We start from the raw sequence: 12,564 nt of genomic DNA on the forward strand, positions 1-12,564 counted from the left end.
GCACTTTAAATAGGCTCGCGAATTAGGATTGAAATAGAAACGTTAGAAACATATTGTTTCCAAATATGCGATTACCCGATTTTGAAGCCTGGAGCATTTTTGCCTGCGTCGTGGAGCATAAAAGCTTCACAGGAGCGGCCGACGCATTGGGCCTCTCCAAGGCAACTGTTTCAAAAGCGGTCACCCGCTTAGAAACGCAGGTAGGTGCACCATTGTTTCACCGTACATCCCGCCGCCTTGCTCTCACGGACAGTGGGGCCAATTTGGTCGAGCATGCCAAGTCTATTTTAGCCGAGGGGCAAGCAGCAGAGGAGGCAGCGCGAGACGAGGCGTCCGAACCTGTGGGACTGGTGCGATTAGCAGTGCCTATGAGCTTTGGTCTTTCGAATGTCGGCCGAGTGGTGGCAGATTTCTTATGCGCCTATCGCGGTGTTAGCATTGATATGCATCTAAGCGATGCAAAGGTTGATCTGATTGGGGAGGGGTTTGACATCGGCTTACGTATTGCGGCCCTTCCGGACAGTAGTTTAAGGGCATGCAAATTGCGCGACGTCAGAACTTATATCGTCGCGACGCCATCCTATATCGATTTCAAGGGAGCCCCTCGTCATCCCGCAGAGCTGGGCGAGCATGAATGTCTGCGTTATTCATTGTTACCAACGCCCGAACTATGGCGTTTTGTGAATTCCAAAGGTGAGGAGGCTGCTGTCCGTCCACAGGGCCGCTTGCGTGCGAACAACAGCGACGTGATGCTCCATAGTCTGCGGTCAGGCCATGGCATTGCGGTGGTGCCCGATTTTATTATCGAAGATGATCTGGCTAGCGGGGCGGTTGTGGAAATTCTGGAAGACTGGAAAACGCCGCCGGTGGCTCTTCACCTCGTAACGCCGCCAGGGAAAATTCGCCCGCAACGGGTGACGGCGTTAATCGAATTTTTGACTGAGAGGCTTCGTTAGATCGCAAAAATCTTAAATTCGCACGATTAAGTGGCGATCGATGTCTTAATTTTCAAAAAAATTTGCGAGACCCGTTCGAGTCCTAAATCCGCGGAATTGAGTCATTTTTTGGCAGCTCATGACCTCGCGACTCGCCGGATTCCCTACGTTAAGATGAAATTAACCTTTTCAGTTCATTTCCCTTATGGTTAATAAAGCCCGACACACATCCGGTTCGGTCCGTTCGTGTTTCGGGGTTGCAATAAGCAAAGAGGGGTTTGCCCAATGCGTGTGCTTTTGATTGAAGATGAACCCACCACGGCGAAGGCCATCGAAATGATGCTCGCGACCGAGGGGTTCAATGTCTACACCACTGATTTGGGCGAAGAAGGCCTCGATCTGGGTAAGCTCTATGATTATGATATCATATTGCTCGATTTGAACTTGCCAGACATGCATGGTTACGATGTGCTCAAGAAATTGCGCGTCGCCAAGGTTCAGACGCCTGTACTTATTCTCTCTGGCATTTCGGAAATGGATTCCAAGGTACGCTCGTTCGGCTTCGGCGCCGACGATTATGTTACCAAGCCTTTCCATCGCGAAGAACTAGTTGCGCGTATCCATGCCGTGGTGCGTCGTTCCAAGGGGCATTCGCAATCGGTTATCCGGACCGGCAAATTGTCGGTCAACCTTGATGCCAAGACCGTTGAAGTCGATGGCAGCCGCGTCCACCTGACCGGTAAAGAATATGCCATGCTGGAGCTCCTCTCGCTCCGCAAGGGCACCACATTGACCAAGGAAATGTTCCTGAACCATCTCTATGGTGGCATGGACGAACCCGAACTCAAGATTATCGACGTTTTCATCTGCAAGCTGCGCAAGAAACTGGCGCTGGCATGCGGCGGTGAGAACTATATCGAAACCGTCTGGGGCCGTGGCTATGTGCTGCGTGATCTCGATGATATGGAACAACCCATGGTTGCCTGATTTTCCGCTTACACCCGAAGTTATCTAAAGGGCGCAGTCTGAGGAGGCTGCGCCCTTTTTTTGATCCAGATATTACTTCCTTGGAGGCAGTCCGCCGAACGTGATCGTGCTTTCGGCGCCGTTTTTACCTACGGAGCTTACGCCGACGAAATGGTCGTCGACGATCAAGCCTTTCAAAAGCGCTTCCGTACCCTCGACCTCTTGGGCCAGCGTCCAGTCCTGCGCATCAGCGCGACGTTGATAGACACGGTAACGCACCGCGCCGGGCGCTGCTGTCCAAGTCACGCTTGTGTCCGATGAGACGGCTCCGCCGAGCGTTGCGGATTCAGGCGCGGGCGGGGCGCTGGCAAGTGCGGACGCTGTTGCGACGTTCAATGCGGTCACCTTGGCCAAATAGGCAAAGTCCATCTTGTCGACAGTATCGCCATATTCGATGCCATTTTCCGTCCTCAGATCCTGATGCTGGTGGTGGTAGTTTTCGACACCGACGGTGAAGCGTATGGCCGGAAGGCCAAGTTCAAGCGCCGGCAGATGGTCGCCACCACGGCTAAAACGGTCGGGACGCCGAACGCCAAACACGTCCAGGCCGATGCCTGGATTGGCGGCCGCCACACCGTCGGCGTAGCGCATCAGACCCCGGCTTGTTCCGTCGTCCTCGCCGCCGCTGCCACGCCGCGCCATCTGGGCGGTCAGGTCTTCGGAGGCGCGTATGCCTTCGCTGAAGACGCGAACAATCGAATCAACCTTCCTCCCGTCGGTGCCAACCGTGTTGCCGACAATATCGTTGTTGAGCATGGCGGTGACTTTCCAGCCGCGTTCCTTGGCGGTTTCGGCGAGCAACCGTCCGCCCATCAGGCCCTGTTCTTCGCCAGACAAAAGAGCAAACACGATTGTCGCTTCGCTCTGCGGCTGCTTGGCCATCAGTCGTGCCGCCTCGATCACCAGCGCGCTGCCGGAACCATCGTCATTTGCGCCGGGCGCGTCCTTTGTGAAATCCATGACATCGGAAACTCGGCTGTCGATATGGCCCGCGATAATGATGACATGATTCCAGCCCATTTTACCGGGCTTGATCGCAAGGACGTCGACAATGTTGACGCCGTTTGGAACACGGGGGCCGGACATGGTGCGTTCGAGCAGCTCGGTCGTCAGGCATCCTTTGCAGGATTGCGCGATTTTTTCGAACTCCGCTTTCGCCCAAGCCCGCGCTGCGCCGATTCCGCGTTTTGGATCGGTGGCGGAGGAAAGTGTGTGGCGGGTGCCGAAGCTGACGAGTTTTTCGACGTCAGCTTTTAAACGTTCCGGATTGGCTTTTTCTTCGGCGATTGCGGGGGAAGTGGCGGCGAGGGCAAGCAGACTCGCCAGAAGGAAGCGTGTTTTCATGGAGTAGGGCTACCGCATCAGGTTTGCAAATACCAGCGTTCGCCGCCTTCCAATCCGATCGCTGTTAACTCGGCTGAAGCATAAGCGCCTGTGTCGATGCCGATCCGGGAACCCCGCTCTTCGACCTTGTCGTAGATGGTGTGGCCATAGATAACGACCTTTTCGAGGTCACCCCGGTGCTCGACAAATTCCTCTCGAATCCAGCGCAAATCGCTGGGTTTCTGCTCCGCCAGGGGCACGCCAGGGCGGATGCCCGCGTGGACGAAGGCATAGTCGCCAATGACGATCTTGTCTTCAAAACTGTCGATAAACTCCAGATGGCTTTGCGGCACCAGCGTCCGCAGCCGTTCGGACAGTTCGTGCATGTCGAGCGCCATATATTCGGCGCGGGTGATGGGGTAGGACAGGACCGTTGCCTCTCCCCCGATCCGTATGAAGAAGCGCGTGATCTTGGCGTCATTTTTCCGGCAGGCGCGCAGGAATACCTCTTCATGGTTGCCCATCAGAAAGCGCACCTTACGGCCTGCAGCGCGCAGGGCCATGGCGGTTTCGATAACCCCAGCACTGTCCGGCCCGCGGTCCATCAAATCACCCAGAAAGATGATGTGCGTGTCGGCGGCACCACGTGCGAGGCTATCGTCTTCGATCTTCAGGAGAAGTTCGTGCAGCAAATCGGCGCGGCCATGCACATCCCCGATGGCATAGACCCGCATTCCGTCCGGCACCCGTGCGGTATCAATCGGCCGCGCAGCAGCGGCTTTTTTAAAGAGGCGACCTAACATGGTCCGCGCGATATAGGCGCAAGGCCCCCTCTTTGAAAGGGCTTAGACTTAGCCTTCAACGGTGAAGGTGAGGCCAGCATGTTGCTGCAAACGGTCAACCAACGCTTCGCCAAGTGCCGCCCCGGGGGTCGTCACGCCGCCCGCGCCATCAATTTCACTGAGGCCGATGGCGGTTTCCGAAATCATCTTGGATGTTGAGCCATAGCCCGGGTCCTTGTCGCCCTTAACGCTGAGCCGTGCGGTCCGGCCATCGGGATATTCCGCCACGAACAGCACATCGTAAAAGCCGTTTTCGCGCTCTTCCTTGGTGGGGCCTTCGCCGGGTTTCGGATCATCGGGCGTGCCGATCATCGGGGTTTTGGCAACATATTCCGCCGCCTGCTGTCCTGCATCGCCGGGACCGGTCAGCATCATTTCGTCATAGACAAAGTCGGTGCCATAAAGATGACCCGTCAAGGCATTCGTCCGGTGCACATTCTTGGTGTTGATGGGAGCCATTACGAAGTTCGTCGCCCAACTCCCTAAACTTTCATCATATTCCGGTTTGTTTCCGGCGGGCTGTGCCGGACCTTCGAAGCCGCCTGCAAGACTGAACGGGTTGGTGAGATAGCCGATGACAGCAGGGTCCTTGGCCGCTGCCGCCATGGTCGCTTTCAAACTGGCCGCCGTCCCGCCGGAGAATTTCCCGGCCATTGCGCGCACACGTCCTTTGATGCGGGGGGCAGGGGTACCGAATTTTTCGATGCAATGTTTCTGCAGCATCAACACGCCCAGATCGAATGGAATGGAATCGAATCCGGCCGAAAAGCAGATGCGAGCACCCGAGGCTTTGGCCGCCGCGTCATGCGCGTCAATCTTCTGCCGCATCCATGCCGGCTCACCGCACAGGTCGGTATAGTCGGTTCCGTTGGCAACACAGGCGGCAACCAGCTCATTGCCGTATAATTGATAAGGACCAACCGTTGTGAGGATGACATTGGCCCGCTTCGCCATCGCATCAAGCGTGGCGGGGTCGGACGCGTCGGCAACCACCAAAGGCGTATCGGCAGGCGCGCCGATCAGATCGCGTACCTCGGCAAGCTTGTCGGCGCTACGCCCCGCCATGGCCCATTTGAGACCGCTTTTGCCAATCAGATATTCGGCAACAAGCCGGCCGGTATATCCGGTGGCACCATAGACGATGATGTCAAATTCGCGGTTCTTTGGCATGGGCATTCCTCTCGTTTTTTATGCCGGCAGTTTGGCTGCGCCGGACAATTATAATTTGGGCAGCGTCACTCCGCGTTGGCCCATATATTTGCCAGCGCGGTCTGCATAACTTGTCTCGCATGGTTGTTCGCCCTTTAAAAAGAGGAACTGGCATGCGCCTTCATTGGCGTAGATTTTGGCGGGTAGCGGCGTCGTGTTGGAAAATTCCAGCGTCACATGGCCTTCCCAGCCGGGTTCCAGCGGCGTGACGTTCACGATGATACCACAACGCGCATAGGTACTTTTGCCGAGGCAGATCACCAGCACATCGCGCGGCACCCGGAAATATTCGACCGTGCGGGCAAGGGCAAAGCTGTTGGGCGGAATGATGCAGACATCGGTCTTGCGGTCGACAAAGCTTTTGGGATCGAATTCCTTGGGATCCACGATCGAACTGTCGACATTGGTGAAAATCTTGAACTCATCGGCGACCCGCGCGTCATAACCATAGGAGGACAGGCCGTAACTGATGCATCCGTCGCGCCGCTGTGCCTCTACGAAGGGCTCAATCATACCATTGGCATTGGCCTGCTCGCGTATCCAGATGTCGGAAAGAATGGACATATATTCCCTCTATTTCAGATTTGCCGGTCCGAACCCATGCGGCAACAGTTCGGACAGATAATAGGTGTCGTAACCGCTGGCATGTGCGCAATGAACAGGAATATCGCGCTCGGTCAGGTCTGCAACCTCTTTGATGATTTGACGGCATCGCCCGCATGGCGTGATAGCCTCTGCATTGGCGGCGACCAGTCCGGCGGGGCCGCCCGCAACGGCAATGGCGACGATTTTCCGCAAGCTACCGTCGCTGTTCGCCTTCGCAATCGCAACCGTTTCGGCGCAGAGCGTCATGCCATAGCTGGCGTTTTCGAAATTGGCACCGCTGACAATCTGCCCGTCATCCAGCAACAAGGCAGCACCAACATGAAAGTTCGAATAGGGCGCATAGGCATTGGCCGACGCAGCGATTGCCGCATTTACAAGCTCCTGGCTCATTTGCGCACCACGGCCCAGCGGACAGGTCCATCGATCCCGTCGACACGGCGTTCCGAATTGGCGGTCCACATCACCCATGGTCGCGCTGAATAATCGGGTAACATCCAGTTCCGTTCCAGCCACACGGTGCGGTCAATTGCACTGCTCACCTGATACTCCTTTTCGAATTCGGGTGTCAGTAACAGGATCGCGGGCGAACCGCTATGTGCCTCAATCAAATTCAGAAAGGTTGCCAGTTCCGATAGGATCAACGCGCGGTTGGGACGGCTGGTGCAGCTTTCGGTAAAGTCGAGCTGTACCGCGGGTGGCAGCGCAGCGGGATCGCGCGGGACCGATGTGATGAACAGCATCGCCTGATCGGATGCCAGACGGCATATATCGAAATGGTGGAGCGCGCCGTAGCGGATGCCTGCCTGCTTCACACCTTCCAGATTGGTCTCGAATTGGGTGTCGCGCGTCTGCGCGCCTTCGACAGCGGTCAGATAAGCAAAATCAACGCCCGTTGCGCCGAGACGCGACCAGGTCGGTTTGCCGTTGGCTGCGGTGACGACGATTCCCTGTACCGGATATTCGTCGCGCGCTGGTGTCCATCCTGTGACGAAATACCACAGAGCAAAGGCACCCAAAAGCACCGCCGCCAGAATCGACCCCCATCGAATATAGCGGCTTTTAGCACCAAACATGCGACTGATTTTCCCTTTCCCGAATCACGCCCTGCAATGCCGCCGACCATGCGCGGAGTCGAGGATTGATTGGAAAGGGGGTGCGGCGGGATGATGCTTTTACGGACGTTTACGCCGGACTGCCGTGATTTGAATTCCCGTCACCCTGAACTTGTTTCAGGGTCTTAGTTCTTCAACGTCGAAATTAAGACCCTGAAACAAGTTCAGGGTGACGGTGCGGGTAAAGGGCGAGCGTAGTGACGCCGGACTAAATAAAGCGGCTTATCCTCACCCCTTGATATGCAGCACACAAATTAGCGTGAAAAGGCGGCGGGCGGTTGCAAAGTCGACTTCGACTTTACCTTCCAGCCGTTCCATTAGGATCTCGGCGGCTTCGTTGTGAATACCGCGCCGCGCCATGTCGATGGTCTCGATTTCGGAAGCGCTCGCCTTGCGGATCGCCTGGTAATAGCTGTCGCAAATGGCGAAATAATCTTTCACCACACGCCGGAATCGACCGAGCCCGAGGATCAGGATCTCGAACGGACTTCCGTCTTCGCGGCGGATATCCCAAATCAGCCGTCCTTCCTCGACACTCAGATGCAATTGATAGGGTCCGGCATAGCCATCGCCGAAATCACGTAACGGCTTGAAGACATTATCCTCGATCAGGTCGAAGATCGCGACGCGACGTTCTTGCTCGATATCGGCATTACGCCGGAGGATCGTGGCTTCGTCCAACTCGACTTTGATGATGCGCGCGTCGCTCATGTTGCTGTGTTAGCTTGAGATAATTTTGGGGCAAGTGAATCCTCTTTAGGACGGGTGAATAAGGGGTAACATGGTTGTCCACAGCCCTGTCCCCGATTCTATTTTTCACAGGGCTTGCGCAGCCGTTCATGCTAAAGGATAGGGCGTCATGGCCGAACCGATTAGACTTGCTGCTGTTAACGAAGCTGAACCCCAACGCTTGCCCCGCAATATCGAAGCGGAGGCTGCTTTTCTGGGCGCGATCCTGATCGATAACCGCATTATCGAAGATGTGTCGATCAAGTTGCAGCCCGACCATTTCTTCGAACCGCTGCACGGCCGGGTCTACGAGCAGATATTGCGTCTGATCGACCGGAATATGCTGGTCACGCCTGTGACGCTGAAGCCCTTTTTCGAAGCCGATGAGGCGATGAAGGAACTCGGCGGACCGGGCTATCTGGTCAAACTGACCGCCGATGGTGCGGGTCTGATCGGTGCGCGCGACTTTGCGCAGCAGATTTACGATCTGGCTTTGCTGCGGGAACTTGTGACGGTCGGACGCACACTTGTCGACAATGCCCTCGACACCAGCGAAAGCGTCGATCCCAAGGGCCAGATCGAAGCTGCGGAAAGCGCGTTGTACAAAGTTGCCGAAGGCGAGGGCGAAACAGGTTCGATGAAGAGCTTTTTGGCCGCATCGACCGAAGCCATCAAAAATGTGGAAAAGGCTCTACAGTCCGGGGGGCATCTTTCAGGTGTGACCACCGGCCTCGACAGCATCAACGCCAAATGCGGCGGCTTGCATAACAGCGACCTTGTGATTCTCGCCGGACGTCCCGGTATGGGCAAGACCTCGCTTGCGACCAACATTGCGTTCAACGCTGCGCGTCGCTGGATCCGGGAACGCGAAGACGGGATCGAAGAGGCCAAGGGGGCAGGGGCCAAGGTCGCCTTTTTCAGCCTCGAAATGTCCGCCGACCAGTTGGCAACGCGTATCTTGGCCGAACAATCGGGCATCAGTTCCGAATTGCTGCGCATGGGTAAAATCTCGCGGGAAGATTTCCGTGAATTGTCGCGTGCGAGCCGCGAATTGCAGGAATTGCCACTCTTCATCGACGATACGCCGGCGCTCTCTATCGCCGCCTTGCGGACGCGTGCGCGCCGGTTGCAGCGGCGTCATGGCATTGGTCTGATCATCGTCGATTATTTGCAGCTCCTGCAGGGGTCGAGCCGCGCCAACGACAACCGCGTCAACGAAATTTCGGAAATCAGCCGTGGCTTGAAGACCCTCGCCAAGGAACTCGGCGTTCCGGTGATTGCGCTTTCGCAGCTCAGCCGTGCGGTGGAGCAGCGCGACGACAAGCGCCCGCAACTGTCCGACTTGCGTGAATCGGGTTCAATCGAGCAGGACGCCGATATGGTCTGGTTCGTGTTCCGTGAGGATTATTACGAAGCTGCCAAGCAACCTGATCCTGCCAATGAAGCCGCGCATGAAGCCTGGCGCGAGAAGATGGAGCGGATTTTTGGCGTTGCCGAACTGATCGTTGCCAAGCAGCGTCACGGTTCGACAGGACGGGTGCGCATGAAGTTCGAAGCCAAGATCACGCGCTTCAGCGATCTTGCCGACGACCAATATGCCGATGCGGGTTACGACTAAGCTCTGAACCGCGCCGACAATATATAGTTGAGCGCCTTATTATCGCTGAGATGCAGTCCGCTCAGCGGTGAAAAGGCGATCCCGCGCATTTCCGAAACTTCCAGGCCAGCCTCGTGCAGCAGCGCGGTCAGTTCTTCGGGCGTCAGGAACTGGTCCCAATCATGTGTGCCGCGCGGGACTTGGCCCAGACGTTCTGCCGCTTCGACCAGAAACAGGCGCGACGCCGCCGTGCGGTTGGGAGTCGACAGCAGGAGCAGGCCGTCGGGTTTCAGATGGCGTGCCAGTTCGGCGATGAAGGCGGCGGGGTCGGTGACATGTTCGATCACCTCCATCGAGGAGACGACATCAAATGTGCCCAAGCCTTGTGCGGCAATTTCGCCGGCGCGATAGTCGATGCTGAGGCCCGATAGCGCCGCATGGGCCTTGGCGGCCTCGACATTTTCCGGTGCCGCGTCGACGCCGGTGACGGCCGCGCCCATGCGGGCAAGGGGTTCGCACAGCAAGCCAGCGCCACAACCAACGTCCAGCGCGCTCTTGCCCGCCAGCGGTGTCCGTGTCTTGCCATCGCCGCCGAAATGGGCGTCAATGGCATTGCGGATAAAGCCCAGCCGCACCGGGTTCAGCTTATGCAGCATCGCCGAACTGCCTTTCGGGTCCCACCAGTCCGCTGCCAGTGCGCCGAAATGTGCCGCTTCGGCGGCGTTTATTGTCGTTGCGGTGCTTGCCTTTGTCATATCCTGTCCCTATCAGGGCGCCCGATTGTAATATAGCGACTTTGTAAGGTTTTCATGGCGCGCATTGTAATGAAATTTGGCGGCACGTCTATGGCCGGAACCGAACGTATCCGCCGCGTTGCCCAGCTCGTCAAGCGGCAAGCCGAACGCGGGGACGAGGTGGCTGTGGTCGTCTCGGCCATGGCGGGCGATACCGACCGGCTCGTGAATTTCTGCCGCGAAGCCAATGCGCTTTACGATCCGGCGGAATATGATGTGGTGGTTGCGGCGGGCGAACAGATTACGTCTGGTCTGCTGGCGATTACGTTACAGGCCCTGGGTTGTAATGCGCGAAGCTGGCTGGGCTGGCAGATGCCGATCCACACCGACGACGCCCATGCCAAGGCACGCATTGGCTCGATCGACACCGACGAATTGCTGGCGTCGATGGGCAGCGGCTGCATCGCGGTCATCCCGGGCTTTCAGGGGCTGACCGACGACAACCGCGTCACAACCCTAGGACGCGGCGGGTCGGATACGTCGGCGGTTGCGGTCGCCGCGGCGGTCAAGGCGGACCGGTGCGATATCTATACCGATGTCGACGGCGTCTACACCACCGACCCCCGCATCGTCGCCCGCGCGCGCAAGCTGAAGGCGGTGACCTATGAAGAAATGCTCGAACTGGCCTCGGTCGGGTCGAAGGTTTTGCAAACCCGTTCGGTCGGGCTCGCGATGAAAGAAGGGGTGCGCGTGCAGGTGCTATCCTCCTTCATCGACGAAAACGCCCCCGACGCAGACAGCATCCCCGGCACGATGATCGTGACCGACGAAGAATTGGAGAATGCCCAAGTGGAACGCCAGCTGATCACCGGCATCGCCGCCGACAAGAATGAGGCGAAAATCACCCTGACCCGCGTCCCCGACCGTCCCGGCGCGGTGGCGCATATCTTCGCGCCGCTTGCCGATGCGAATATCAACGTGGACATGATCATCCAGAACGTCGGCCGCGACAAGGGCGAGACCGACGTGACCTTCACCTGCCCGCAGGCCGACCTTGCGCGCTGCACCGACATATTGGAAAACCAGCGCGATGCCATCGGCTACAACCGCCTGATCCCCGACACCAAGGTCGCCAAGATCTCCGTCGTCGGCGTCGGTATGAAAAGCCACGCCGGTGTCGCCTCGACCATGTTCAGCAGCCTTGCCGACCGCAAGATCAACATCCAGGCGATCTCGACATCGGAAATCAAGGTTTCCGTCCTGATCGACGAGGACGAGACCGAACTCGCCGTGCGTGTGTTGCACACGGCTTATGGGCTGGATGCGGAATAACGACTTCACCATTTGAAAAATGGCCCGCGTCCGCGTAGGCGGGTCGTGCTGGAGATTGTCTCCGGCGAAAGCTATGCATTTTCTCGCCTTCCGTGCGGGAGGATGACGGAGATACCATGACCAAACTCGCCCACCTCATGCAACGCGGTACCGAATTTCTGGGGTGCGAGGTGGCGATCATGTGTGGCGCCATGTCGTGGGTAAGCGAGCGGAATCTGGTTTCGGCCATTTCCAACGCCGGTGGCTTCGGGGTGATTGCCTGCGGGGCGATGACGCCTGATTTGCTCGATGCCGAAATCGCCGCGACCAAGGCGCTGACGTCCAAGCCCTTTGGCGTGAACCTGATCACCATGCACCCGCAGATCATGGACTTGATCGCGATATGTGCCAAGCATGGGGTGACGCACGTAGTCCTCGCCGGTGGCCTGCCGCCCAAGGGCAGTATCGAGGCGATCAAGGAATTTGGCGCGAAGGTCATGTGCTTTGCCCCTGCGCTGACGCTCGCCAAGAAATTCGCGCGCTCGGGCGTCGATGCGTTGATCATTGAAGGCAGCGAAGCTGGCGGGCATATCGGACCGGTCGCGACCTCCGTGCTGGCACAGGAAATCCTGCCTGAACTGGGCGAGCAACTGCCGATCTTTGTGGCGGGCGGCATTGCGCGCGGCGGCTTGATCGCGAGCTATCTCGAAATGGGTGCGGCGGGCGTGCAGTTGGGCACGCGCTTTGTCTGCGCGCATGAAAGCATCGCCCATCCCAATTTTAAGGCCGCCTTCCTGCGCGCCAATGCACGCGATGCGGTCGCCAGTGTCCAGATCGACCCGCGCCTGCCGGTCATTCCGGTCCGCGCCCTGAAAAACAAGGGAACCGAAGAATTCACGCGCAAGCAGGTCGAGGTCGCCGCCAAGCTCGACGCTGGCGAAATCGACATGGAGGCCGCGCAGCTTGAAATCGAACGCTACTGGGCCGGTGCCCTGCGCCGTGCGGTTATTGACGGCGACGTCGAATATGGCTCGGTCATGGCCGGGCAGTCGGTGGGGATGGTACATGTCGAACGGCCCGTGGTCGATATCATCGCCAAACTGGTGACAGAGGCGGAAGAAGCACTGGCCAGATAAGGCC

At 57.8% G+C, this 12,564-nt stretch carries 13 protein-coding genes; 5 read left to right on the forward strand and 8 right to left on the reverse strand.

Annotated features, from left to right (window positions below; genetic code table 11):
* Positions 1 to 65 precede the first annotated feature (65 nt).
* Together EUU25_RS01035 and ctrA are read left to right on the forward strand one after the other, a co-directional pair.
* Positions 66 to 956: a LysR family transcriptional regulator gene (locus EUU25_RS01035; protein WP_158897626.1), complete on the forward strand. Its 891-nt coding sequence runs from the start codon at positions 66 to 68 to the stop codon at positions 954 to 956.
* A gap of 264 nt (positions 957 to 1,220) precedes the next feature.
* On the forward strand, positions 1,221 to 1,922 hold the full coding sequence (gene ctrA / locus EUU25_RS01040) for a response regulator transcription factor CtrA (protein WP_143776146.1): 702 nt from the start codon (positions 1,221 to 1,223) through the stop codon (positions 1,920 to 1,922).
* Positions 1,923 to 1,994: 72 nt separating this feature from the next.
* Here ctrA and EUU25_RS01045 read toward each other — a convergent pair whose 3' ends face one another.
* The 7 genes from EUU25_RS01045 to EUU25_RS01075 form a co-directional block, all read right to left on the reverse strand.
* A complete protein-coding gene (locus EUU25_RS01045; protein ID WP_158897627.1) occupies positions 1,995 to 3,305 on the reverse strand; it encodes a M20/M25/M40 family metallo-hydrolase in 1,311 nt (436 codons plus the stop codon).
* Between the two features lie 17 nt (positions 3,306 to 3,322).
* The gene (locus EUU25_RS01050) at positions 3,323 to 4,087 is read right to left on the reverse strand and encodes a metallophosphoesterase family protein (RefSeq protein ID WP_158897628.1); all 765 of its coding nucleotides are present in this window, start codon (positions 4,085 to 4,087) and stop codon (positions 3,323 to 3,325) included.
* Positions 4,088 to 4,135: 48 nt separating this feature from the next.
* Complete coding sequence (locus EUU25_RS01055) at positions 4,136 to 5,296, reverse strand: saccharopine dehydrogenase family protein (protein ID WP_158897629.1); 1,161 nt, start codon at positions 5,294 to 5,296, stop codon at positions 4,136 to 4,138.
* Between the two features lie 48 nt (positions 5,297 to 5,344).
* Positions 5,345 to 5,899: a dCTP deaminase gene (gene dcd / locus EUU25_RS01060; protein WP_158897630.1), complete on the reverse strand. Its 555-nt coding sequence runs from the start codon at positions 5,897 to 5,899 to the stop codon at positions 5,345 to 5,347.
* A 9-nt stretch (positions 5,900 to 5,908) separates the two neighbouring features.
* Positions 5,909 to 6,331, reverse strand: a complete 423-nt coding sequence (locus EUU25_RS01065) for a cytidine deaminase (RefSeq protein WP_158897631.1) — start codon at positions 6,329 to 6,331, stop codon at positions 5,909 to 5,911.
* The gene (locus EUU25_RS01070; RefSeq protein WP_158897632.1) at positions 6,328 to 7,014 is read right to left on the reverse strand and encodes a GH25 family lysozyme; all 687 of its coding nucleotides are present in this window, start codon (positions 7,012 to 7,014) and stop codon (positions 6,328 to 6,330) included. Before EUU25_RS01070 ends, EUU25_RS01065 begins: the two co-directional genes overlap by 4 nt.
* Positions 7,015 to 7,281: 267 nt before the next feature.
* On the reverse strand, positions 7,282 to 7,764 hold the full coding sequence (locus tag EUU25_RS01075; RefSeq protein ID WP_158897633.1) for a UPF0262 family protein: 483 nt from the start codon (positions 7,762 to 7,764) through the stop codon (positions 7,282 to 7,284).
* A gap of 148 nt (positions 7,765 to 7,912) precedes the next feature.
* On the opposite strand from EUU25_RS01075, the gene EUU25_RS01080 reads away from it, so the two are divergent.
* Positions 7,913 to 9,400 carry a replicative DNA helicase gene (locus EUU25_RS01080; RefSeq protein ID WP_158897634.1) on the forward strand — a complete coding sequence of 496 codons (1,488 nt, stop codon included), beginning with the start codon at positions 7,913 to 7,915 and terminating at the stop codon, positions 9,398 to 9,400.
* On the opposite strand, the gene ubiG is transcribed toward EUU25_RS01080, so the two are convergent.
* A complete protein-coding gene (ubiG, locus tag EUU25_RS01085) occupies positions 9,397 to 10,134 on the reverse strand; it encodes a bifunctional 2-polyprenyl-6-hydroxyphenol methylase/3-demethylubiquinol 3-O-methyltransferase UbiG (RefSeq protein WP_158897635.1) in 738 nt (245 codons plus the stop codon). The two genes, EUU25_RS01080 and ubiG, sit on opposite strands and share 4 nt — an antisense overlap.
* A gap of 54 nt (positions 10,135 to 10,188) precedes the next feature.
* Here ubiG and EUU25_RS01090 point away from each other — a divergent pair, with 54 nt between their 5' ends.
* Together EUU25_RS01090 and EUU25_RS01095 are read left to right on the forward strand one after the other, a co-directional pair.
* Positions 10,189 to 11,445 carry an aspartate kinase gene (locus EUU25_RS01090; RefSeq protein ID WP_158897636.1) on the forward strand — a complete coding sequence of 419 codons (1,257 nt, stop codon included), beginning with the start codon at positions 10,189 to 10,191 and terminating at the stop codon, positions 11,443 to 11,445.
* A gap of 116 nt (positions 11,446 to 11,561) precedes the next feature.
* Positions 11,562 to 12,560: an NAD(P)H-dependent flavin oxidoreductase gene (locus tag EUU25_RS01095; protein WP_158897637.1), complete on the forward strand. Its 999-nt coding sequence runs from the start codon at positions 11,562 to 11,564 to the stop codon at positions 12,558 to 12,560.
* Positions 12,561 to 12,564: the final 4 nt, after the last annotated feature.

The sequence above is a fragment of the Sphingorhabdus lacus genome (genome assembly GCF_009768975.1).
GTDB lineage: Bacteria > Pseudomonadota > Alphaproteobacteria > Sphingomonadales > Sphingomonadaceae > Sphingorhabdus_B > Sphingorhabdus_B lacus.